22 protein-coding genes are annotated in these 22684 nt (G+C 53.0%); 1 reads left to right on the top strand and 21 read right to left on the bottom strand.

Going from position 1 to position 22684, the window contains the following annotated elements; translation table 11 throughout:
* Window positions 1–41: 41 nt before the first annotated feature.
* On the top strand, window positions 42–707 hold the full coding sequence (gene yieH, locus INF77_RS07395; RefSeq protein ID WP_049137080.1) for a 6-phosphogluconate phosphatase: 666 nt from the start codon (window positions 42–44) through the stop codon (window positions 705–707).
* A gap of 44 nt (window positions 708–751) precedes the next feature.
* Here yieH and phoU read toward each other — a convergent pair whose 3' ends face one another.
* The 21 genes from phoU to rsmG all read right to left on the bottom strand — a co-directional run bounded on the left by phoU (window position 752) and on the right by rsmG (window position 22631).
* On the bottom strand, window positions 752–1477 hold the full coding sequence (gene phoU, locus INF77_RS07390) for a phosphate signaling complex protein PhoU (protein WP_003861153.1): 726 nt from the start codon (window positions 1475–1477) through the stop codon (window positions 752–754).
* Window positions 1478–1503: 26 nt separating this feature from the next.
* Window positions 1504–2277 (bottom strand): phosphate ABC transporter ATP-binding protein PstB, encoded by a 774-nt coding sequence (pstB, locus tag INF77_RS07385; RefSeq protein ID WP_010426574.1) that lies wholly within the window; start codon window positions 2275–2277, stop codon window positions 1504–1506.
* A gap of 47 nt (window positions 2278–2324) precedes the next feature.
* Complete coding sequence (gene pstA / locus INF77_RS07380; RefSeq protein WP_014881893.1) at window positions 2325–3215, bottom strand: phosphate ABC transporter permease PstA; 891 nt, start codon at window positions 3213–3215, stop codon at window positions 2325–2327.
* Complete coding sequence (gene pstC, locus INF77_RS07375) at window positions 3215–4174, bottom strand: phosphate ABC transporter permease PstC (protein ID WP_028014924.1); 960 nt, start codon at window positions 4172–4174, stop codon at window positions 3215–3217. Before pstC ends, pstA begins: the two co-directional genes overlap by 1 nt.
* 81 nt (window positions 4175–4255) lie before the next feature.
* Window positions 4256–5296 (bottom strand): phosphate ABC transporter substrate-binding protein PstS, encoded by a 1041-nt coding sequence (pstS, locus tag INF77_RS07370; protein WP_028014923.1) that lies wholly within the window; start codon window positions 5294–5296, stop codon window positions 4256–4258.
* Between the two features lie 245 nt (window positions 5297–5541).
* Entirely contained in the window at window positions 5542–6615 is a 1074-nt protein-coding gene (gene stgD, locus INF77_RS07365; RefSeq protein WP_193531927.1) for a fimbrial protein StgD, read from the bottom strand.
* A 9-nt stretch (window positions 6616–6624) separates the two neighbouring features.
* The gene (locus INF77_RS07360) at window positions 6625–9147 is read right to left on the bottom strand and encodes a fimbria/pilus outer membrane usher protein (protein ID WP_193531926.1); all 2523 of its coding nucleotides are present in this window, start codon (window positions 9145–9147) and stop codon (window positions 6625–6627) included.
* Window positions 9148–9164: 17 nt separating this feature from the next.
* The gene (locus INF77_RS07355; protein ID WP_193531925.1) at window positions 9165–9851 is read right to left on the bottom strand and encodes a fimbrial chaperone; all 687 of its coding nucleotides are present in this window, start codon (window positions 9849–9851) and stop codon (window positions 9165–9167) included.
* Between the two features lie 69 nt (window positions 9852–9920).
* Window positions 9921–10502 carry a chaperone-usher fimbrial major subunit gene (locus INF77_RS07350; protein WP_193531924.1) on the bottom strand — a complete coding sequence of 194 codons (582 nt, stop codon included), beginning with the start codon at window positions 10500–10502 and terminating at the stop codon, window positions 9921–9923.
* 442 nt (window positions 10503–10944) lie between these two features.
* Window positions 10945–12774, bottom strand: a complete 1830-nt coding sequence (glmS, locus tag INF77_RS07345) for a glutamine--fructose-6-phosphate transaminase (isomerizing) (protein ID WP_047366743.1) — start codon at window positions 12772–12774, stop codon at window positions 10945–10947.
* Between the two features lie 224 nt (window positions 12775–12998).
* On the bottom strand, window positions 12999–14369 hold the full coding sequence (gene glmU / locus INF77_RS07340) for a bifunctional UDP-N-acetylglucosamine diphosphorylase/glucosamine-1-phosphate N-acetyltransferase GlmU (protein WP_049137078.1): 1371 nt from the start codon (window positions 14367–14369) through the stop codon (window positions 12999–13001).
* A gap of 138 nt (window positions 14370–14507) precedes the next feature.
* The gene (locus INF77_RS07335; RefSeq protein ID WP_006177560.1) at window positions 14508–14927 is read right to left on the bottom strand and encodes a F0F1 ATP synthase subunit epsilon; all 420 of its coding nucleotides are present in this window, start codon (window positions 14925–14927) and stop codon (window positions 14508–14510) included.
* A 20-nt stretch (window positions 14928–14947) separates the two neighbouring features.
* Window positions 14948–16330 (bottom strand): F0F1 ATP synthase subunit beta, encoded by a 1383-nt coding sequence (gene atpD / locus INF77_RS07330; RefSeq protein ID WP_003862362.1) that lies wholly within the window; start codon window positions 16328–16330, stop codon window positions 14948–14950.
* A 31-nt stretch (window positions 16331–16361) separates the two neighbouring features.
* The gene (gene atpG / locus INF77_RS07325) at window positions 16362–17225 is read right to left on the bottom strand and encodes a F0F1 ATP synthase subunit gamma (RefSeq protein WP_003862364.1); all 864 of its coding nucleotides are present in this window, start codon (window positions 17223–17225) and stop codon (window positions 16362–16364) included.
* A 51-nt stretch (window positions 17226–17276) separates the two neighbouring features.
* A complete protein-coding gene (gene atpA, locus INF77_RS07320) occupies window positions 17277–18818 on the bottom strand; it encodes a F0F1 ATP synthase subunit alpha (RefSeq protein WP_003862367.1) in 1542 nt (513 codons plus the stop codon).
* Between the two features lie 12 nt (window positions 18819–18830).
* Window positions 18831–19364 carry a F0F1 ATP synthase subunit delta gene (gene atpH / locus INF77_RS07315; protein ID WP_003862369.1) on the bottom strand — a complete coding sequence of 178 codons (534 nt, stop codon included), beginning with the start codon at window positions 19362–19364 and terminating at the stop codon, window positions 18831–18833.
* Window positions 19365–19378: 14 nt separating this feature from the next.
* Window positions 19379–19849 carry a F0F1 ATP synthase subunit B gene (gene atpF, locus INF77_RS07310; RefSeq protein WP_003862370.1) on the bottom strand — a complete coding sequence of 157 codons (471 nt, stop codon included), beginning with the start codon at window positions 19847–19849 and terminating at the stop codon, window positions 19379–19381.
* Between the two features lie 48 nt (window positions 19850–19897).
* Window positions 19898–20137 carry a F0F1 ATP synthase subunit C gene (gene atpE / locus INF77_RS07305; protein ID WP_000429386.1) on the bottom strand — a complete coding sequence of 80 codons (240 nt, stop codon included), beginning with the start codon at window positions 20135–20137 and terminating at the stop codon, window positions 19898–19900.
* Between the two features lie 49 nt (window positions 20138–20186).
* Window positions 20187–21002, bottom strand: coding sequence for a F0F1 ATP synthase subunit A (gene atpB, locus INF77_RS07300; RefSeq protein ID WP_028014916.1), 816 nt, complete (start codon window positions 21000–21002; stop codon window positions 20187–20189).
* 8 nt (window positions 21003–21010) lie between these two features.
* On the bottom strand, window positions 21011–21391 hold the full coding sequence (atpI, locus tag INF77_RS07295; protein ID WP_008500194.1) for a F0F1 ATP synthase subunit I: 381 nt from the start codon (window positions 21389–21391) through the stop codon (window positions 21011–21013).
* Between the two features lie 616 nt (window positions 21392–22007).
* Window positions 22008–22631 (bottom strand): 16S rRNA (guanine(527)-N(7))-methyltransferase RsmG, encoded by a 624-nt coding sequence (gene rsmG, locus INF77_RS07290; RefSeq protein ID WP_193532915.1) that lies wholly within the window; start codon window positions 22629–22631, stop codon window positions 22008–22010.
* Between the last annotated feature and the right edge of the window lie 53 nt (window positions 22632–22684).

Raw genomic sequence — 22684 nt, 5'->3', positions numbered from 1 at the left:
TCTGTCGTACGTAAACGTTAAACTTGTTAAAAGGGAAGGGCATGTCCGGAATTGAAGCGGTATTTTTCGACTGTGACGGTACGCTGGTAGACAGTGAGGTCATTTGTTCCCGCGCGTATGTCGCCATGTTCCAGGAATTTGGCATTACGCTCGATCTCGAAGAGGTGTTCAAACGCTTTAAGGGCGTGAAGCTGTACGAGATCATCGACATCATTAACGAAGAGCACGGGGTGGATCTGGCGAAAGCGGAGCTGGAACCAGTGTACCGCGCCGAGGTCGCACGCCTCTTTGACTCAGAACTGGACGTTATTGCCGGGGCTAACGCGCTGCTGGATGCGATGACGGTGCCAATCTGCGTAGTTTCCAACGGTCCGGTCAGCAAAATGCAGCATTCACTGGGCAAGCTTGAAATGCTGCACCACTTTCCGGAAAAACTGTTCAGCGGCTACGATATCCAGCGCTGGAAGCCCGATCCGGCGCTGATGTTCCACGCGGCGAAAGCGATGAACGTCAACGTGGAGAACTGCATTCTGGTGGATGACTCGCCTGCGGGCGCCCAGTCGGGGATTGATGCGGGGATGGAGGTGTTTTACTTCTGTGCCGATCCGCACAACAAGCCGATCGATCATCCAAAAGTGACGACCTTTACCGATCTGACGCAATTACCAGAGTTGTGGAAGGCACGCGGGTGGGATATTACGCGTTAAGCTAACGTAGGGCGGGTAAGCGCCAGCGCCACCCGCCACAAACATCACTCTTTCGGATCTTTACCCGCCAGCAGCTTGTCCAGCTCGTCGCCGCCCACGTGACGGAAGTCCTGTCCCTTCACGAAGTAGAAAATATATTCGCAAATGTTCTGGCAGCGGTCGCCGATACGCTCGATAGAGCGCGCGCAGAACAGCGCGGTCAGCACGCTTGGGATGGTACGGGAATCTTCCATCATGTAGGTCATCAGCTGACGCACAATGCCTTCATACTCCTGGTCGACTTTCTTGTCTTCACGGTAGATACGCACCGCTTCGTCCAGATCCATACGCGCAAAGGCATCCAGCACGTCGTGCAGCATCTGCACAGTGTGGCGGCCCAGCGACTCCAGGCTCACCAGCAGCGGCTGATGCTGCTGGGAAAACTTCTCCAGCGCGGTGCGGCAGATTTTATCCGCCACGTCACCAATACGTTCCAGCTCGGCGATGGTTTTAATGATCGCCATTACCAGACGCAGGTCGCTCGCGGTCGGCTGACGCTTGGCGATAATACGCACGCAGGCTTCGTCGATCGCCACTTCCATCATGTTGACGTTATGGTCGCCTTCGATGACGCGCTTCGCCAGCTCGCTGTCCTGGTTATGCATTGCCGTAATCGCATCAGAAAGCTGCTGCTCGACCATGCCACCCATGGTCATCACCTGCGTGCGAATACTTTCCAGCTCTGCGTTGAACTGGCCTGAAATGTGTTTATTAAGATTGAGGTTGTCCATGGTTTCTCCACATGCACTAAGGCAAATCAACCGTAGCGGCCAGTAATATAATCTTCGGTTTGTTTCTTCGCGGGCCGGGTGAACAGCGCGTCCGTATCGCTGAACTCAATCAACTCGCCCAGGTACATAAACGCCGTGTGATCTGAGCAACGCGCAGCCTGCTGCATGTTGTGGGTCACGATAACCACGGTGTAATCCTGCTTCAGCTCGGTGATCAGCTCTTCAATACGGCCGGTTGAGATCGGGTCCAGCGCTGAACATGGTTCATCCAGCAGCAAGACTTCCGGGCGAATGGCGATACCGCGCGCAATGCACAGACGCTGCTGTTGACCACCGGAGAGAGAGTACCCGCTCTGATGAAGTTTATCTTTGGTTTCGTTCCATAATGCGGCCTTGGTCAATGCCCACTGCACGCGCTCGTCCATGTCCGCACGGGAGAGCTTCTCAAACAGGCGAACGCCAAACGCGATATTGTCATAGATGGACATCGGGAACGGCGTCGGTTTCTGGAACACCATGCCCACTTTGGCACGCAGCAGGGCGATATCCTGGGCCTGGGTCAGAATGTTTTCGCCATCCAGGATAATTTCACCTTCAGCGCGCTGCTCCGGATAGAGCGAATACATTTTGTTAAAGGTACGCAACAGCGTGGACTTGCCACAGCCTGACGGACCGATGAATGCCGTGACCTGGTTCTTCGCGATATCCAGGTTGATGTTCTTCAGGGCATGGAATTTGCCGTAGTAGAAGTTCAAATCACGAACCTGAATCTTACCCGGGGCAGTATCAACCATACTCATTGACTCATTTCCTCATTCGACGCCGCGAGCTGCCGCGCCGTAAAAAATTAACCGTGTTTCTTCTTCGCGAAAATGACGCGCGCCAGAATGTTCAGCAACAGTACGCAAAGGGTGATGATCAGCACCCCGGCCCAGGCCAGCTGCTGCCATTCCGCGAATGGACTCATCGCAAATTTAAAGATCGTCACCGGCAGGTTGGCGATCGGCTGCATCATGTCCGTGCTCCAGAACTGGTTGGAGAGGGCAGTAAACAGCAGCGGTGCCGTTTCACCGGCAATACGGGCGATAGCCAGCAGGATACCGGTCATGATCCCGGAAACCGACGCTTTGAGGGTGATCGCAGAAATCATTTTCCATTTCGGCGTACCCAGCGCGTAAGCTGCTTCACGCAGGCTATCCGGCACCAGTTTCAGCATGTTTTCGGTGGTACGAATGACGATAGGCACCTGCAGCAGCGCCAGCGCAATTACGCCCGCCCAGCCGGAGAAGTGTTCCATTTGCGCGACTACGATGGTGTAAACAAACAGGCCCACGACAATCGACGGAGCGGAAAGCAGGATGTCGTTAATGAAGCGAATCACCTCTGCCAGCCATGATTTACGCCCGTACTCGGCCAGGTAGATGCCGGCCATGATGCCCAGCGGCGTACCGAAAACGGTCGCCCACAGAATCAGCAGGCCGCTGCCCGCCAGGGCGTTCGCCAGACCACCACCCGCCGTATTTGGCGGCGGCGTCATCTCGGTGAACAGCGCCAGTGACATTCCATCAATACCACGCGTGATGGTGGACATCAGGATCCAGATCAGCCAGAACAGGCCGAATGCCATCGTTGCCATGGAAAGCGTCAGCGCAATGCGGTTTTTAAAACGACGCTTCGCCTGCATTTTGCGGCGGGATTCGGCAAGCTGAGCGGTGCTTTGCATTTCGAGAGTTGCCATCAGCGTGCCCCCTCATTTTTCGCGAGACGCAGGATCATCAGCTTGGAAATCGCCAGAACAATGAAGGTGATAACGAACAGAATCAGCCCCAGTTCCATCAGCGCTGCGACGTGAAGCCCGGATTCCGCTTCGGCAAATTCGTTTGCCAGCGCGGAGGTAATACTGTTACCCGGCATATAGAGTGAAGCGCTGTCGAGCTGGTAGGTGTTACCGATGATAAAGGTGACCGCCATAGTTTCACCCAGCGCGCGACCTAAGCCCAGCATTACGCCGCCGATCACCCCATTTTTGGTGAACGGAAGGACAATGCGCCAGATAACTTCCCAGGTGGTACAGCCGATGCCGTAGGCCGACTCTTTCATCATCACCGGGGTTTGTTCGAAGACATCGCGCATTACCGCCGCAATGTACGGAATAATCATGATGGCGAGGATCACACCTGCCGCCAGAATACCGATACCGAATGCCGGGCCAGAGAACAGGGCACCCACAAACGGAACGGCGGAGAGAACATTACCTACCGGCTCCTGGAAGTACGTGGCAAACAGCGGCGCAAAGATAAACAGGCCCCACATGCCGTATACGATACTTGGGATGGCCGCCAGCAGTTCGATGGCAATACCCAGCGGGCGACGCAGCCAGCCCGGCGCGAGTTCCGTCAGGAACAGCGCAATACCGAAGCTTACCGGAACCGCAATCAGCAGGGCGATGAACGAGGTCACCAGCGTACCGTAAATCGGCACCAGCGCACCGTAGATATCGTTCGGCGCGTCCCACTCTTTGGTCCACAGGAAGGAGAAACCGAATTTCTGAATGCTCGGCCAGGAGGAGAAAATCAGAGACACGATAATGCCGCCCAGCAGCAATAGCACAATCAGCGCAGCCAGTTTGACCAGCGCGCCGAAAATCATGTCACCTTTTTTACCCGGAGGGTTAAATGCAGGCTTGGTTGCAGCCATAAATCACTCTTCTGTTAAACGCGTTTACGAAATCGGCGGGTAAGCGCAAGCGCCACCCGCCATTTTCGTCAGAATGCTAAATTAATACAATGCTTTACCGCTGCTGTCTTTCACGTTGGTTTTCCATGCAGCACGAATCTGCTCAACCACGCTGTCTGGCAGGCTGGCGTAATCCAGGTCGTTAGCCTGTTTGCCGCCGTTTTTATATGCCCAGTCAAAGAACTTCAGCACTTCAGTACCTTGCTCTGGTTTCTTCTGATCTTTGTGAATCAGAATGAACGTTGTAGAAGTGATTGGCCACGCGTTGTCGCCTTTCTGGTTAGTCAGATCCTGTGCGAAGGATTTGCTCCAGTCAGCGCCTTTCGCTGCGTTAGCGAAGTTCTCTTCAGTTGGGCTAACCGGTTTGCCGTCAGCAGAAACCAGTTTGGTGTAAGCCAGGTTGTTCTGCTTAGCGTAAGCGTATTCTACGTAACCGATAGAGCCAGGCAGACGCTGTACGAAGGCAGCGATGCCGTCGTTACCTTTACCGCCCAGACCGGTTGGCCAGTTAACGGTAGAGCCGGAGCCGACTTTCGATTTCCACTCTTCGTTCACTTTTGCCAGGTAGCTGGTGAACACGAAGGAGGTACCAGAGCCGTCAGCGCGGCGAACCACGGCGATGTTCTGCGAAGGCAGCTTAACGCCCGGGTTCAGCTTAGTGATGGCTTCGTCATCCCATTTTTTGATTTTGCCCAGGTAGATGTCGCCCAGGGTTTTGCCGTCCAGCACCAGCTCGCCTGATTTCAGGCCAGGGATGTTAACGGCCAGCACAACGCCGCCGATCACGGTCGGGAACTGGAACAGGCCTTCCTGATTCAGTTTTTCATCAGACAGCGGAGCGTCGGATGCGCCGAAATCAACGGTATTCGCGGTAATTTGTTTTACGCCACCGGAGGAGCCGATACCCTGATAGTTAACCTTGTTACCGGTTTCTTTCTGGTAGGTATCCGCCCATTTGGCATACACCGGCGCAGGGAAGGTTGCACCAGCGCCAGTCAGGCTTGCTGCTGCAAAAGCAGAGAAAGCGCTCAGAGATAAGGTCGCGGCGACAACAGTTGCGACAGTGGTACGCATAACTTTCATAATGTCTCCTGCAAGGATTTCGTAAATCATTGTTTAAGTGGCTACGATGAGCAAAATAGGACAAACAGGTGACAGATAAATGTACGAAATATGACAGTTTTATGACAATCAACGTGTTTGAGTTAAGATAATGATTTTAATACAAATAAAATCATATCCCTGTCATGATAATGTCACACTGAGATGCGTTAAGCCTGGTTCAAAGATGTGAATATGACAACGGCTGTCATAAACAGCCGTTGTTATTAATTTTGAATTTCGAAGGTCACGGTTGCCCAGGCTTCAAAGGCGCCGGGCTTCGGAATACTCCCCGTCGCGCTGGCCGGGGCAGCAGAGAAGGTGAGCGAGTTAACTTCGGCGCCCCCCTGGTTGGCTCCCATATCCATCTCCATGCTCCCCCCATTGACGTTGACGACGCGGTCCCATTTATCATAAATAACGATCCCTACGTCATCATTGCCGTTCACTTTCATCATCGTGGCGTCAGCGTCAACGGGATCGGCATGGAAAGCGGATCGGACGATGTTCTCATCCAGCATGCCGGTACATTTCACCTGTATCATCTTGCGGATTTTGCGGCTACCGACCGCCTCGCCTTTGGTGGCGGAAAACGCGCTGGCGGGAATTTTTCCAAAATCAATTTCCAGCGACTGACCCGGCGCAATCTCGCAGTTTTGCGGTACCACGATGTCTCCGGCAATTTTTATTTCGGCGAGCTTCTCGGTACTTGCCAGAGAGGACGCTTCATCGATACCGCCATAGAGCGTGGCAATCGTCGTACCCGGGACGGTAATTTTTCCAATAAAGGGCTTGTCGATCAAAAACGATATTTTTACCTGAGAGCCGGTATCAAGCGTTGCCTCTGAGCCCTCTACACTGGAGGTATAACAGTAGATACCGGACGTCACCCGGTTGGGCTCCGCCTCAAAGGGAACGGCGAGATAGTCACGTCCCAGCACGTGAACAGAGGACGCAATACTGAGGTGATCGTTCAACCTGTAGTAGGTATATCCATTTTTAACGGTATTAACGCTTAAGGGCGAACGCGCGGTGAAGTAGACGCTACGAAACGTGGTGGTGAAATGGGTCAGGCAGTTACATCCCAGTTTATACTGGGAAGGCGATTGCAGGGTCGTCAGATCGCGCACCTCGGTTCCCGCCTGGTTTTTATCTGCCGGTATTTCTGCCCCGTTAAGATTCAGATTGAAAATATAGGTGCCGCCGATGGCGAAACACACCCCGCCTTCTGTCGTCGCAGCGTGGGAAAAAGGGGTAAAAAGCAGCATGGCGACTGCTATAAAAGTGATACGTCGTTTCATCTCATTTCCCTATTGGCACACGACCGCTGTTTGAACCAGTTCAACACCCGTTGGTTTGGGGAACTGATAATGGACCTTGCAAGGTTTTGTCTTTTCACTCCCCCACTTCATCGTGAACGTTCCCTCTTCCGGCATGCCCGAAAGATACAGTTCGCCATTCTCGCCGGTAATGCCCGACACGCTGCCCGTCGCCAGTTCGGCAGACGCCACTGCGCCAAATGGAATAGGTTTGCCGTTGGCCTGTGTGACCTCAAAGAGCACGCGATAGCCAACGTGGGTGATAAATTCCGCCCGCACCACCGCACCTCGCGTGGGGATGACGTTAAGCACGCTGTTCTCCAGCTCGACGTTCGCTTTTTCAAAATAGCCGCTCTCAATTTCCACACGGTTTTCATCGTAAGCGTTAAGCTGCGTTTGAACGGTGTAGCCTCGCCAGTCGGTTGCCGTACCGGTGCCGTTTTCCATTGCCAGACCGGCTGCACCGGGTGCTTTAATCAGCGCCACGGTTTCACCCATCTCCTGCGAGAACGTCACTCCATCGCCATGCAGCAGGATCCCGCCGCGCGCGCCGTAGTTGAGCCGCTGGCTGTCCTGGTTGTAGTCATAGCTGCCGTTAACCGAGCCATAGGTTCCGTCATATCCCACCCCCGCGCTGCTGCTGTACACACTGTCATCCGCATCCCAGGACTGCTGGAGGTTCCAGGAGAGATTACGGTTATCAAGCGCCGTACCGTTCAGGCCAAGCTGGTGCATTCCTTTTCCGCTGTTGTTCTGTGTGAGGCCGTAGCTCACATAGCTGTCCGGCAGCAATGCTGACAGCGGCACGGAGAACGACAGCATAAAAACCTGTTCGCTTTCTCGATCGTCGCTATCTGAATACTCCGCGCTCTGCGCCGTGGTGATGGAATCGCTGTAGTTCCAGGAGAGGTTCCAGGAAAGCGACCGCCAGACATTGCTGTAGCCAAGCTGAACCAGGCGTTCAACTTCGTCGGTTTTCCAGTACTGCTGGCGGCTCAGCGTGAGATAAATGTTCCCCATGCCATCGCCGAAATTCTGCGTCCAGGACCCTTCAAGCCGACTGCGTCGGTTGCCCGTTACCCAGAAATCGCGCTGACTGTTCTGGCGTGACGCCCATTCATTGAGGGTGTAGTAGCCCTGCGTTGAGTAGCGATACCCCACCAGCCTCAGCGTGGTATCCGTTTCATCAAACCGTTTCGAATAGAGAAAACGCCAGGACTGGCCGGACTCCTCTGAGTCCTCGTCCGTAAACTGCGCACGTGCCTGGGTGATATCGACGGAAAACGCGCCAACTGCCCCCATATCTTTGCCGACCCCCACCGCTACCGAGCGATACGCTTCCGCGGCCTGCACGCCACCGTATACCGTTATCCCGGCAGGAAAGCCGTGCAGAATCTGCGCCTGAAAAACGTTGGGCTGGAATTCGCTTTGATCGCGCAGTTCACCCGCGCTGATATCGACGTCGGTCTGATCTTCACGCTTGAGGATGGCCAGCGAGGCGTAGGGCTGCGTGAAGTGTTGCTCACTGCCGTCTTCTTCTTTGATGGTCACGTCCAGGTCGCCGCCGGAGCTGGTGGTGTTTAGATCCTTTAGCGCAAACGGTCCCTGCGGCACGGCAGATTGGTAAATGATGTAGCCGTTCTGCCGAATAATCACCGTCGCATTGCTTTTCGCTACGCCCCGAACGACCGGCGCAAAACCCGTCAGGCTGGAAGGAAGCATTTCATCATCGGTATACAGGCGCACGCCGCGCACCTGGGTACTGTCGAAGACATCGCTCGCGGTCCAGGTATCACCCAGCATGATCTGGCTGCGTAACGTCGCGAGGTTTCGCTGCACATAGGTGCTGATGGAATGGTAATCCGAATGACCGTCAATGATGTTTAGCGTGCTGTAATTGCGTAAACGCCACGCGCCAATGTTCGCCCCGTTTCGCAGGTTCAGATAGTAGAAATCGCTATTGTCGTCATCATCAGACTGCAACGTGCTGGAGCCGGAAAAGTCATAGTTCATCATCAACGCATTAATACCTTCATCCCAGCGGGCAGGATTGATGGTGCCGCGGGCGGTGGTATCAATGTAAATCTGCGGCAGCGTGACGTTGAGGAGCAGCTTATCGGTATCGAACGTCCATGTGGCGCCAGGGATCAGCGGGGTAGGGTCCACACAGGCGTTTTCGTCCAGGCGATCCAGCGAACCGATCGCCGCTACCTTAGCCCCGAGCTCCGCAAGCACCGTCCTGACGTGCTTAAAACAGGGATGCAGCCTATCGCCAGCCTTATCTTCAATAAAAGTGACCTCCCGGCTATCGATAAACTCATCGTTAACATGAATATCAACCTTATAAGAGCCCGCAGGTAACGTATTGGCGCGGTTAAACTGGTGGATATCAACATCCACCGGATGGTCAATTTCAAGAAGCGCAGGGTTAAAGATATCTTTTGCCAGCGTCACGCCTGAAAAGCCGAGAGATACCCCCGAGGCCAGCGCAATGAAAAAACGGAAACACCCCATATCAAACATCCCTATGTTTACAGCGTGACGTGAATTTCCTGACTGATTGCCCCAAAATCGTTAACGAAACGCCAGACCAGCGCGTGGCCGTTAATCCCTTCCGGAAGCGGCAAACGCACGGTGTCAAAAGGGGGAATGATGTTTAAGGGAACGTCTTTTTTATCGACGGTGACATTCATAACGTTAATATGTAGCGGGCTCGGATTTTCAATCACGAGCTGCCGGTTTTGAACATGCCATTTAACCTTCGCCGCAGCCTGTTCAGGCGTGATATTCAGGGTCGCCGGACGCCAAAAAAGTTTTATCCGCGTCTTAATCGCAATTTCGAGCGAATTGGGGTTTGAACTGGACGGCGGAATATTTTTGATGTTGAGCCAGAACAGCGATTCCCGATCGTGAGGCAGTTCGCCCTTCACTTTCATGATGCGCAATACTTTCTCCTGCCCGGCCTCCAGCCTTGAAACCGGCGGAATAACGGTAAAAGGAGGTTTATTCGACGCTGTATCGCCTTTAAAAGGATCGACCCACGTCTGTATGAGATAAGGCGTGGTCGCTTCGTTATTTTTTATGCTAATTGTCGCATCGGATTTATCGCTACTATAAACAACGCGGGTTCCGCCAATAATGACGCCAGCCGTCGACAAGGGTGTTAAAAATGAAAAAGAGAGCATGATGAACAGAGTCAACAAACGCCGTAAATACATCAGTTATCCTCACATCCTGTGGAGGAGCCTGCAAAAGGATAAAACAGGCTCCTGGCGAACAGCTGAAGATTATTTCAGGTATTCAATGGTGAACTGGGAATCCGCGTTCGCTGTACCCGGCGTAACCGTAGCCAGCGTCTGCACAAACTTCGCTTTAAAGCCCATGTCCGCTTTGCCGTCGGTGATAGCAACATAATTTGAATTGTTATACAGCGGGATCGCCGTATCATCGTTCAGGTTGAAGAGCTTGATTGCAACGCCGGTAGCCGTAACGGCTTCACCTTCGCCGGTGTAAATACCGTCAGTATCCGCTTCACCGTTAACAGGCGTGCCAATAGACAAATATCCTTTGCCGATGGTGTCTTTATCTTCTGTTCCGTCAAAACGAACTGCTGCCTGAGTATAGGTTGCAGGGCATTTCTCCAGTTTAATATGGAAATCTTTTACTGACGCCGTTGAGTCAATGCCGGAGAACGTCGTTTTGGCAACGCGGCCGATATTCACCGTCTGATCGGCGGTATCAGGCGTCACTTCACACGTTGAATCAATAACCTCTCCGCGGAAATGAACCGTACCATCCGCAGCAAATGATTGTCCTGCCATTAACGCCGATGCGAGTACAATCGCCACCGTAATTCCATTATTTTTCATGATAACTCCATTAATTAAATCAATATTGCGTTTATCATAAAGACAACGCCATCCCAAATGCGATGAAATAATATTCTTCGGGAAGAATGATCTTCAAGGGGGGAGTTTAAATTAATGGAATAATGACGAACCATAGCTGGAATAATAATAGAGAAAAACAAATATAATATTATTTTTGCTTTATCATTAAAATTCCTTTTCAGTATACACATAAAAAGGACACATCTTTTATAAACAAACCATTTTTAGGATTCCGTTAATAAAAGCTGATCGTTTAGTGATCAAAATTGAAAATACTAATGCTTAGAAGCAATCTCGTTCATTATTCACACAATAAAGTAACGAAATGCGTCAGAATAAGATGATTGATAGCAAAGAGAAAGCTGATGAGAAAAAGTAAGGAAAAAATGGCTACACGTCGTGTAGCCATTAACAGAAGGGATTATTCTACGGTGACCGATTTCGCCAGGTTACGCGGCTGGTCAACGTCGGTGCCTTTGATCAGCGCCACGTGGTAAGCCAGCAGCTGCAGCGGAACGGTGTAGAAGATCGGTGCAATCACCTCTTCCACATGCGGCATCTCGATGATGTGCATGTTGTCGCTGCTGGCGAAACCGGCATCTTTATCAGCGAAGACGTACAGCACGCCGCCGCGGGCGCGTACCTCTTCGATATTAGACTTCAGTTTTTCCAGCAGTTCGTTGTTCGGTGCGACAACAATGACCGGCATATCCGCGTCAATCAGCGCCAGCGGGCCATGCTTGAGCTCGCCTGCCGCGTAGGCTTCCGCGTGGATGTAGGAGATCTCTTTCAGCTTCAGTGCGCCTTCCAGCGCAATCGGGTACTGATCGCCACGACCCAGGAACAGGGCGTGATGTTTGTCAGAGAAATCTTCCGCCAGCGCCTCAATGCGTTTGTCCTGAGACAGCATCTGCTCAATACGGCTCGGCAGCGCCTGGAGACCGTGAACGATGTCGTGCTCAACGGAAGCATCTTCGCCTTTCAGACGCGCCAGCTTCGCCACCAGCATCAGCAGAACGGTCAGCTGAGTGGTAAACGCTTTGGTGGAGGCCACGCCGATTTCGGTGCCCGCTTTGGTCATCAGCGCCAGATCGGACTCACGCACCAGGGATGAGCCCGGAACGTTACAGATGGCCAGCGAGCCCAGATAACCCAATTCCTTAGACAGACGCAGCGCTGCCAGCGTATCCGCCGTTTCGCCGGACTGGGAAAGGGTGATCATCAGGCTGTTACGACGCACTGCAGACTTGCGATAGCGGAACTCAGACGCGATTTCCACGTCGCACGGCACGCCCGCAAGGGATTCAAACCAGTAGCGAGAGACCATACCGGAGTTATAAGAAGTACCGCAGGCTACGATCTGAATATGTTCAACCTTGCCGAGCAGTTCGTTGGCGTTTGCCCCCAGCTCGCTCAGATCCACCTCGCCGTGGCTGATGCGCCCGGTCAGAGTGTTTTTGATAGCGTTCGGCTGCTCGTAGATCTCTTTCTGCATGTAGTGACGGTAAGCGCCTTTGTCGCCCGCGTCGTACTGCAGGTTAGATTCGATCTCCTGACGCTTCACCTGCTCGCCTTTGGTGTCGAAGACGGTCACGCTGCGGCGAGTCACTTCCGCGATATCGCCCTCTTCCAGGAAGATAAAGCGACGGGTCACCGGCAGGAGCGCCAGCTGATCGGAAGCGATAAAGTTTTCACCCATGCCCAGACCGATAACCATCGGGCTACCGGAACGCGCGGCCAGCAGGGTAGATGGATCGCGGGAGTCCATGATCACCGTACCATACGCACCGCGCAGCTGAGGGATAGCGCGCAGCACCGCATCACGCAGCGTACCGCCCTTTGCCAGCTCCCAGTGCACCAGGTGAGCAATCACTTCGGTGTCGGTTTCAGAGACGAAGGTATAGCCGCGCGCTTTCAGTTCTTCGCGCAGCGGTTCGTGGTTTTCGATAATGCCGTTATGCACCACCACGATGTGTTCAGACACATGCGGGTGCGCGTTACCTTCAGACGGTTCGCCGTGCGTCGCCCAGCGGGTGTGCGCAATACCGGTACCCCCGTGCAGCGGGTGTTCTTCTGCGGCCTGGGCCAGCATCTGCACTTTACCGAGACGACGCAGACGGGTCATATGCCCTTCTGCATCGACGACAGCCAGACCGGCAGAGTCGTAACCACGGTATTCCAGACGACGTAAACCTTCGAGAAGGATTTCAGCAATATCACGCTGCGCAACTGCGCCAACAATTCCACACATATTTTAGATTCCGAATTTAGGCATTATGCCTGCGTTGTCGCTGACCTGTATTTACCCTTTCCGGGCGCCCCGAGCCTTGTAGAGAGTGGGGTTATTTTTATGGGTACTGCTTGTGGGGGGAGATATATATTTATCTCCTCTCCCGGGTTTGCCTGATGACGGCTACGCCTTATCAGGCCTACTCAATCGTAGGGCGGGTAAGCGTAGCGCCACCCGCCTTGTTGTTACTTTTTCTTCACCGGGCGTTTCCAGCCCTGCTTGTGTACCTGCGGCACGCGGCTTAACACCAGCTCGTTATCCGCTACGTCGCGCGTGACGGTTGTGCCGGCGGCAATGGTCACGCCGTTACCCACGGTAACCGGTGCCACCAGCTGCGTGTCCGAGCCCACGAACACGTCATTGCCGATGATGGTTTTAAACTTATTGGCGCCGTCATAGTTACAGGTAATGGTTCCTGCACCAATATTCACGTTATCGCCAATCTCCGCGTCGCCCAGATAGGTTAAATGACCCGCTTTGGAGCCTTTACCCAGACGCGCTTTTTTCATTTCCACGAAGTTGCCCACGTGCGCGCCTTCCAGCAGCTCAGCGCCCGGGCGCAGACGCGCAAACGGGCCGATGGTACACGCCGCATCAAGACGCGCGTCTTCCACCACGCTGTACGGGCTGATTTCGCAGTCGTCGCCGATAACGCTGTTTTTAATCACGCAGCCGGCGCCGATTTTGACGCGGTTGCCCAGCGTGACGTTGCCTTCAAGAATAACGTTAGTATCGATCTCAACGTCGCGCCCGTGAGACACGGTGCCGCGCAAATCGAAACGCGCCGGATCGCGCAGCATCACGCCCGCGAGCAGCAGTTTTTCGGCCTGCTCGGACTGATAAATACGCTCAAGACGGGAAAGCTGCAGGCGGTTATTCACGCCGTCCGTTTCGCTGATGCGCGCCGGATGAACGGCGGCGATCTCACGCCCTTCGTGATACGCCATCGCAATGATGTCGGTGATGTAGTACTCACCTTGCGCGTTATTGTTGTCGAGCTGAGAGAGCCAGCGCTTCATGTCCGCGCCATTGGCAATCAGGATGCCGGTGTTGATCTCCTGAATCTTGCGCTGTTCATCACTGGCATCTTTATGTTCAACGATACCCGTTACGTTGCCGTTTTCACGCGTGATACGGCCATAGCCCGTTGGATCGTCCAGCACAACGGTCAATAAACCGATGCCGCCCTGCGGCTTGGCTGCACGCAGGCGAGTCAGCGTTTCAACGGAAATCAGCGGAACGTCGCCGTAAAGCATCAGAATATCTTCGTCATCGGCAAAGAACGGCGCAGCCTGCTGCATCGCATGACCGGTACCCAGCTGTTCAGCCTGAAGCACCCAGTTGAGCGCATCATCGCTCAGCGTCTTTTTAAGCAGATCGCCGCCGTGGCCGTAGACCAGGTGAACCTGACGGGCACCCAGTTCATTCGCTGCATCAATAACATGCTGCACCATTGGCTTTCCTGCCAGCGTGTGGAGCACTTTAGGCAGATCGGAATACATGCGGGTACCTTTGCCAGCGGCAAGGATCACCACGCTCATCGCACTGTTTGACATACGCATCCTGACGGTAGTTTGAGTGAGAAGTAAAAACGTTTGATGCCTAAAATTCTACATCTTTTTCATCATGAATTAAGGATGAAAAAAAAAGCCAGTCTGGTATCCAGACTGGCTTTTGTGCTTTTCAAGCCGGTGTTACATCGCTTTTTTGGTCAACTCGATAACGCGCAGTTTCGCGATCGCTTTGGCCAGCTCCGCAGACGCCTGAGCGTAATCCACGTCACCATGAGAGCTGCTAATGTGCTCTTCAGCCTTACGCTTCGATTCCAGGGCTCGCGCTTCGTCGAGATCCTGGCCACGAATAGCGGTATCGGCCAGAACGGTCACACTGCCAGGCTGCACTTCAAGAATGCCGCCGGACAGATAGATAAACTCTTCGTGACCGAACTGTTTAACGATGCGGATCATACCAGGCTTAATGGCGGTGAGCAGCGGTGCGTGACCCGGGAAAATACCCAGTTCACCTTCACTGCCCGTTACCTGGATTTTCTCGACCAGACCAGAGAACATTTGTTGCTCTGCGCTGACGACGTCCAGGTGGTAAGTCATTGCCATATCACCCTCCGATTAAGGCGTTAAAGTTTTTTGGCTTTTTCCACGGCTTCTTCGATGGAACCAACCATGTAGAACGCCTGCTCTGGCAGGTGATCGTATTCGCCTTCCATGATGCCTTTAAAGCCACGGATGGTGTCTTTCAGGGAAACGTATTTACCCGGAGAACCGGTGAATACTTCCGCAACGAAGAACGGCTGGGACAGGAAGCGCTGGATCTTACGCGCACGTGCTACCACCAGTTTGTCTTCTTCAGACAGTTCATCCATACCCAGGATGGCGATGATGTCTTTCAGTTCCTGGTAACGCTGCAGCAGGGACTGTACGCCACGCGCGGTGTCGTAGTGTTCCTGACCAACAACCAGTGGATCCAGCTGACGGCTGGTGGAGTCCAGCGGGTCAACGGCCGGGTAGATACCCAGAGACGCGATCTGACGGCTCAGTACCACGGTTGCGTCTAAGTGCGCAAAGGTGGTTGCTGGAGATGGGTCAGTCAAGTCATCCGCTGGTACGTATACCGCCTGAACAGAGGTGATAGAACCGGTTTTGGTAGAGGTGATACGTTCCTGAAGAACACCCATCTCTTCCGCAAGCGTAGGCTGATAACCTACCGCTGAAGGCATACGACCCAGCAGTGCAGATACTTCGGTACCGGCCAGGGTGTAACGATAGATGTTATCAACGAACAGCAGAACGTCACGGCCTTCGTCACGGAATTTCTCAGCCATCGTCAGACCAGTCAGCGCAACGCGCAGACGGTTTCCTGGTGGCTCGTTCATCTGGCCGTAAACCAGGGATACTTTGTCCAGAACGTTGGAGTCGGTCATTTCGTGGTAGAAGTCGTTACCCTCACGAGTACGTTCACCTACGCCCGCAAACACGGAGTAACCGGAGTGCTCGATCGCGATGTTACGGATCAGCTCCATCATGTTTACGGTTTTACCTACACCCGCACCACCGAACAGACCAACTTTACCGCCCTTCGCAAACGGACACATCAGGTCGATAACTTTGATGCCGGTTTCCAGCAGTTCCTGAGAGCTGGACAGCTCTTCGTAGGAAGGTGCCGCGCGGTGGATAGCCCAACGCTCTTCTTCACCGATGTCGCCTTTCATGTCGATTGGCTGACCCAATACGTTCATGATACGACCCAGTGTTGCTTTACCTACCGGGACTTCGATCGGGTGCTCAAGGTCTTTAACTTCCAGACCACGACGCAGACCGTCGGAAGAACCCATCGCGATGGTACGCACGATACCGCCGCCGAGCTGCTGCTGAACTTCCAGCACCAGGCTCTCGTTACCATTCTGTACCTCAAGCGCGTCGTACACGCGTGGTACGGCGTCCTGAGGGAACTCGACGTCCACCACGGCGCCGATTACCTGGACAATCTTTCCAGTAGCCATCTTGAATCCTCTACGTAATTCGTAAACCTGGTTAAACCGCGGCGGCCCCCGAGACGATCTCGGTGAGTTCCTGAGTAATGCTGGCCTGACGAGCTTTGTTGTAAACCAACTGCAGCTCTTTAATCAGGCTGCCGCCATTATCGGTCGCGGCTTTCATCGCCACCATTCGTGCGGCCTGCTCGCTGGCCAGGTTTTCTACAACGCCCTGATAAACCTGAGATTCAACGTAACGACGCAGCAGGGTATCCAGCAGCGGTTTCGGATCGGGTTCATACAGGTAATCCCAGGCTTTCTGCTTCAGCTCGTCATCTTCTGATGCCGGTAACGGCAGCATCTGAGTGAGCGTTGGAACCTGAGACATGGTGTTAATGAATTTGTTGCTGACAACGTACAGTCTGTCCAGACGGCCTTCATCGTAGGCCTGCAACATCACTTTAACCGGGCCGATCAGTTCGGACAGGGACGGGTTATCACCCATACCGGTCACCTGAGCGACAATGTTGCCACCAACGGAGTTAAAGAAAGAGACGCCTTTAGAGCCAATCAGTGCCAGATCGCACTGAACGCCTTTATCAGACCAGCCTTTCATATCCGCCAGCAGTTTTTTGAACAGGTTAATGTTCAAGCCGCCACACAGACCACGGTCAGTCGACACCACCAGGTAGCCCACGCGCTTAACGTCGCGTTCTTCCAGGTAAGGGTGCTTATATTCCAGATTACCGTTTGCAAGGTGACCAATCACTTTGCGCATGGTCTCTGCATAAGGACGGCTGGCCGCCATGCGATCCTGCGATTTACGCATTTTGGAAGCGGCGACCATCTCCATCGCTTTAGTGATCTTTTGCGTGTTCTGGACGCTTGCGATCTTACTACGTATCTCTTTTGCGCCGGCCATGAGCTTCTCCTCAATGCCAGGCGGCTTGCCCTGAGACAAGCCGCCGGACGATTACCAGGATTGGGTTGCTTTGAAGGAATCGAGGATAGCTTTCAGCTTGCCTTCGATTTCGTCGTTATAGCCACCGGTCTGGTTGATCTCTTGCATCAGCGGAGCGTGATCACGGTCGACGTAAGCCAGCAGAGCGGCTTCAAAGCTACCGATTTTCGCCAGTTCCACATCTTCGAGGTAACCGCGTTCAGCCGCGAACAGTACCAGGCCCTGCTGAGCAACAGACATTGGAGCGTACTGTTTCTGCTTCAGCAGCTCGGTCACTTTCTGACCGTGGCTCAGCTGTTTACGGGTTGCTTCGTCCAGATCGGATGCGAACTGAGAGAACGCAGCCAGTTCACGATACTGTGCCAGCGCGGTACGGATACCACCGGACAGTTTCTTGATGATCTTGGTCTGAGCAGCACCACCCACACGGGATACGGAGATACCCGGGTTAACAGCCGGACGAATACCGGAGTTAAACAGGTTGGTTTCCAGGAAGATCTGACCATCGGTAATGGAGATTACGTTGGTCGGAACGAACGCAGAAACGTCACCCGCCTGGGTTTCAATGATCGGCAGCGCGGTCAGAGAACCTGTTTTACCCTTCACTTCACCTTTGGTGAAGTTCTCGACGTATTCCGCGTTAACGCGGGAAGCACGCTCCAGCAGACGAGAGTGGAGGTAGAATACGTCGCCCGGGAATGCTTCACGTCCTGGTGGACGACGGAGCAGCAGGGAAACCTGACGATAAGCAACAGCCTGTTTAGACAGGTCATCGTATACGATCAGCGCATCTTCACCGCGGTCACGGAAGTATTCGCCCATTGCGCAACCGGCGTATGGCGCCAGGTATTGCAGTGCAGCAGATTCAGACGCGGTTGCTACCACAACGATGGTGTTAGACAGCGCACCGTGCTCTTCCAGTTTACGAACCACGTTAGAAATGGTGGACGCTTTCTGGCCGATAGCCACGTACACACATTTGATGCCGGAGTCACGCTGGTTGATGATGGCGTCGATTGCCATCGCGGTTTTACCGGTCTGACGGTCACCGATGATCAGTTCACGCTGACCACGACCGATTGGGATCATGGCGTCAACGGACTTATAACCAGTCTGCACTGGCTGATCAACGGACTGACGGTCGATAACGCCTGGTGCGATAACTTCGATTGGGGAGAAGCCATCGTGCTCAACCGGACCTTTACCGTCGATTGGCGCACCCAGGGTGTTAACAACGCGACCCAGCAGGCCACGGCCAACCGGCACTTCCAGAATACGGCCAGTACACTTAACCTTCATGCCTTCGGCGAGGTCAGCGTATGGACCCATCACAACTGCACCTACGGAGTCGCGCTCCAGGTTCAGTGCGATAGCGTAACGGTTACCCGGCAGGGAAATCATCTCACCCTGCATACAATCGGCCAGGCCGTGGATGCGGATAACACCGTCACTTACAGAAACAATAGTACCTTCGTTGTGAGCTTCACTCACAACATTGAACTGAGCAATGCGCTGCTTGATCAGTTCGCTGATTTCGGTGGAATTCAGTTGCATGCTCCAGTCCCCTTAAGACTGCAAGACGTCTGCAAGGCGCTCAAGACGGCCGCGTACGCTGCCATCAATGACCATATCACCCGAGCGGATGATTACGCCTGCCATTACAGACTTATCGATTTTGCAATTCAGCTTAACTTTGCGTGACAGACGTTTTTCCATCGCGGCGGTGATTTTCGCAAGCTGTTCGTCACTCAGTTCAGTCGCGGAAGTCACTTCGACTTCTGCAGTTGCTTCACTAAGGGCACGTAAGTGCTCAAACTGCTCGAGAACATCCGGGAGCACACGGAGACGACCATTTTCTGCCATCACCTTAATCAGGTTCTGGCCGTTGGCATCCAGTTGCTCTCCGCACACGGCGATAAACGACGCGGCGAGGGTTTCAGGCGCTAACGCACCGGAAAGCAACTCGGCCATTTGTTCGTTTTTCGTCACCTCAGCGGCAAACGCCAGCATATTCTGCCAGCGATCGACATTTTGGTGTTCGACAGCAAAGTCAAAAGCTGCTTTGGCGTAGGGGCGAGCTACCGTAACAAATTCAGACATCAGCCCCTCCCTCCTTACAGTTCAGCGACAAGTTTGTCCACGATGTCGCTGTTAGCAGCTTCATCCACGGAACGTTCGATGATCTTCTCGGCGCCAGCAACAGCCAGAATCGCAACCTGCTTACGCAGTTCTTCACGAGCACGTTTACGCTCAGCTTCAATTTCAGCCTGAGCCTGTGTCACGATCTTAGTACGTTCCTGTTCTGCTTCAGCTTTGGCTTCGTCCAGGATCTGAGAACGGCGCTTGTTAGCCTGTTCAATGATTACCTGAGCTTCAGCTTTCGCTTTTTTCAGCTGGTCTGTCGCGTTGGCCTGTGCAAGGTCCAAATCTTTCTTAGCGCGTTCTGCGGAAGCCAGACCGTCAGCAATTTCTTTCTGACGTTTTTCGATGGCAGCCATTAAAGGCGGCCATACATACTTCATGCAGAACCAGACAAAGAGAATAAACGCGATGGCCTGGCCGAGGATTGTTGCGTTCATGTTCACAGCACAATACCTCTTAAATTTCTGTGGCTTGGGGTTTTAAAACAACTACTACGCGACAGCAAACATCACGTACAGACCCAGACCTACAGCGATCATTGGGATAGCATCCACCAGACCCATAACGATAAAGAACTGAGTACGCAGCAGAGGAATCAGATCAGGTTGACGCGCTGCGCCTTCCAGGAATTTACCTCCGAGGATGCCGATACCGATCGCAGCACCGATAGCCGCCAGACCCATCATCACAGCGGCAGCCATGTACAGCAGATCCATATTCAGGTTTTCCATGACAGTCTCCAGTTTGTTTCAATTAAAACGTAGTAGTGTTGGTAAAAAATCAGTGCTCTTCAGACGCCATCGACAGATAGACGATCGTCAGAACCATGAAGATAAAGGCTTGCAGCGTAATGATCAGGATGTGGAAAATGGCCCATGGCACATTCAGAACCCACTGTGACCACCACGGCAGAAGACCCGCGATCAGAATGAAAATCAGCTCACCCGCATACATGTTGCCGAACAGTCGCAGACCCAGTGAAACAGGTTTGGACAGCAGGCTAACGCCTTCCAGGATCAGGTTGACCGGAATAAACGCCCAGTGGTTGAACGGCTGCAAGGTAAGCTCTTTCACAAAGCCGCTTACGCCTTTCATTTTGATGCTGTAGAAAAGAATCAGGATGAACACGCCCAGCGCCATAGACAGGGTGATGTTCACGTCCGCAGACGGTACAACACGCAGCGCAGGCAGGCCGAAGATGTGCTCGCCGATGAACGGCAGCAGGTCAATTGGCAGCAGGTCCATCAGGTTCATCAGGAAGACCCAAACGAACACGGTCAGGGCCAGCGGAGCAATCAGCTTGCTCTTACCATGGTACATGTCTTTCACGCTGCCATGGACGAAGCCGATGATCATCTCAACGAACGTCTGGAATTTCCCTGGAACACCGCTGGTCGCTTTTTTAGCAACGCTGCGGAACATGGCCAGGAACAGAAGACCCAAAACCACCGAGAAGAACATGGAGTCGATGTTGATCGTCCAGAAGGTGGCCGGGGGGTTATGTGGATCCACCAGCGAGAATGTACGCAGGTCCAGCTGAAGGTTATTCAGATGGTGACCTATGTAATCCTGCGGCGTCATATTTTCTGAAGCCATGATGCCTTTTACCCTTTGTTATTGATTACAGCTGGAGCCAGAACTTGTACCACCAGCACCAAAACCCACGTTGCTATCAGCGGCATGAATACCACTTTCAAAACCGCCAGCGCCATCACCAGTAGAGCAAAGGTCAGCAACACCTTACACACTTCGCCGAGGGCGAAGGACCAGGCCACGCGGCCTTTGGCGGGTGTATGCGCCTGATGACGCCAGGCAAAAATCATAAACAACACGTTTGGCAGCACGACCGCCAAACCCCCGCACACGGCGGAGATGCCCCAGAAGGGGTCTTTGAGGCTAAACAGCAGTCCACTTGCTATCACAGCCAGAAACTGAATGAACAGAAGCTTACGAGCAACGTTTCTACTCAAGAGCGACACAGACATCACGTTTTTACTCCTGCTCCCTTCGAGGTATGCCGCGTGTCGTATAAAACGTCCTTTAAGGCTCAGAGTCAAGCATCAAAAAGCGGACAAATTATACGGTGCGTACCCGTGATTTCAAACATTAAGTAGCGAAAAGGTGAATAAATGTTTAAATATTTTTCCCCAGCGCTATTTTTTAACTTTCGTAGAAAGCACCGACCTTCGAGCAAAACTGCAAACAGCGCGAAAACGTTGACTACAAAGCGTGCACGAGATCACAAAACACACATTTGCGATAAGGTTGTATTTATCAAAGCCGTAAATCGCCCAGGATTATCTTTCTGAAATTAAACACAAAATATCGCAACTATTTTCAAAACAGCCCCGTACACAATAAAAACCTTTTATTGACATTCTTAATAAATAATTAACATTGCGTTCTGGTTACAGCCTTCCACTTTTAGCAGGCTGATATTTTCATAGTTGACTATCTTCGCGATGAATAATCGACGTGAGGTTAACCGCAAGAAAATCCCTGGTAAAAAAGCGGTTAAACGCTCTCTGGTTAATCCCGGTTAGTTGTGCTGTTTTTTAACATACTCAGAACAGCACAAATTCCACATTTTTTATTATTTTTTTAAAAATTGTTTGGCTTAATTATCACCAGATGACGTTCACCGTCGAGCTGCGGAACGTTTAATTTCTCGATGGTTTCAACGCTAAAACCTTCCGGAATCTGTTCAATTTCATCACCGGGCAGCTGCCCTTTCAGCGCATAAAAACGGCCATCTTCTGCCGGCAGATGCTTACACCAGCTCACCATGTCATTGAGCGAAGCAAACGCACGGCTGATAACGCCGTCAAACGGCGGCTCTGCCGGAAACTCCTCTACCCTGCTCTGTACGGGCGTGATGTTATCGAGCTTCAGTTCATGCTGAACCTGGCGTAAAAAGCGCACGCGCTTGCCCAGGCTGTCCAGCAGCGTGAAATGGCTCTCGGGTCGGACAATCGACAGCGGAACGCCCGGCAAACCCGGCCCCGTCCCCACGTCGATAAAACGTCCACCTTTCAGGTACGGCGCCACCACGATACTATCGAGAATATGGCGAACCAGCATCTCGTTGGGATCGCGCACAGACGTCAGGTTGTACGCTTTATTCCATTTGTTCAGCATATCGACATACGCCACCAGCTGGTTTTTCTGGTGATCGGTGAGCGAAATACCTGCCTGATCCAGCAGACGAGAGAGTTTGTTGAGCACGGTGAATACCTGTTGAGAGTTTTTTTGCCCGGTGGCGCTGCCGCTTACCGGGC

This window comes from Enterobacter cloacae complex sp. P1B, assembly GCF_014982345.1.
Lineage (GTDB): Bacteria > Pseudomonadota > Gammaproteobacteria > Enterobacterales > Enterobacteriaceae > Enterobacter > Enterobacter bugandensis.
The sequence above is the reverse complement of the archived record's forward strand: the minus strand, read 5'-3'. Positions and strand labels throughout refer to the sequence as shown.

Bases quoted from the DNA above. Each gene is read 5' to 3' on its own strand.
- atpH (WP_003862369.1), bottom strand. From the start codon at position 19,364: ATGTCTGAATTTGTTACGGTAGCTCGCCCCTACGCCAAAGCAGCTTTT.
- atpD (WP_003862362.1), bottom strand. From the start codon at position 16,330: ATGGCTACTGGAAAGATTGTCCAGGTAATCGGCGCCGTGGTGGACGTC.
- glmU (WP_049137078.1), bottom strand. From the start codon at position 14,369: ATGTCAAACAGTGCGATGAGCGTGGTGATCCTTGCCGCTGGCAAAGGT.
- yieH (WP_049137080.1), top strand. From the start codon at position 42: ATGTCCGGAATTGAAGCGGTATTTTTCGACTGTGACGGTACGCTGGTA.
- atpB (WP_028014916.1), bottom strand. From the start codon at position 21,002: ATGGCTTCAGAAAATATGACGCCGCAGGATTACATAGGTCACCATCTG.
- INF77_RS07335 (WP_006177560.1), bottom strand. From the start codon at position 14,927: ATGGCAATGACTTACCACCTGGACGTCGTCAGCGCAGAGCAACAAATG.
- atpE (WP_000429386.1), bottom strand. From the start codon at position 20,137: ATGGAAAACCTGAATATGGATCTGCTGTACATGGCTGCCGCTGTGATG.
- phoU (WP_003861153.1), bottom strand. From the start codon at position 1,477: ATGGACAACCTCAATCTTAATAAACACATTTCAGGCCAGTTCAACGCA.
- glmS (WP_047366743.1), bottom strand. From the start codon at position 12,774: ATGTGTGGAATTGTTGGCGCAGTTGCGCAGCGTGATATTGCTGAAATC.
- stgD (WP_193531927.1), bottom strand. From the start codon at position 6,615: ATGAAACGACGTATCACTTTTATAGCAGTCGCCATGCTGCTTTTTACC.
- INF77_RS07350 (WP_193531924.1), bottom strand. From the start codon at position 10,502: ATGAAAAATAATGGAATTACGGTGGCGATTGTACTCGCATCGGCGTTA.
- INF77_RS07360 (WP_193531926.1), bottom strand. From the start codon at position 9,147: ATGGGGTGTTTCCGTTTTTTCATTGCGCTGGCCTCGGGGGTATCTCTC.
- atpA (WP_003862367.1), bottom strand. From the start codon at position 18,818: ATGCAACTGAATTCCACCGAAATCAGCGAACTGATCAAGCAGCGCATT.
- atpI (WP_008500194.1), bottom strand. From the start codon at position 21,391: ATGTCTGTGTCGCTCTTGAGTAGAAACGTTGCTCGTAAGCTTCTGTTC.
- atpG (WP_003862364.1), bottom strand. From the start codon at position 17,225: ATGGCCGGCGCAAAAGAGATACGTAGTAAGATCGCAAGCGTCCAGAAC.
- pstB (WP_010426574.1), bottom strand. From the start codon at position 2,277: ATGAGTATGGTTGATACTGCCCCGGGTAAGATTCAGGTTCGTGATTTG.
- pstC (WP_028014924.1), bottom strand. From the start codon at position 4,174: ATGGCTGCAACCAAGCCTGCATTTAACCCTCCGGGTAAAAAAGGTGAC.
- pstS (WP_028014923.1), bottom strand. From the start codon at position 5,296: ATGAAAGTTATGCGTACCACTGTCGCAACTGTTGTCGCCGCGACCTTA.
- pstA (WP_014881893.1), bottom strand. From the start codon at position 3,215: ATGGCAACTCTCGAAATGCAAAGCACCGCTCAGCTTGCCGAATCCCGC.
- INF77_RS07355 (WP_193531925.1), bottom strand. From the start codon at position 9,851: ATGTATTTACGGCGTTTGTTGACTCTGTTCATCATGCTCTCTTTTTCA.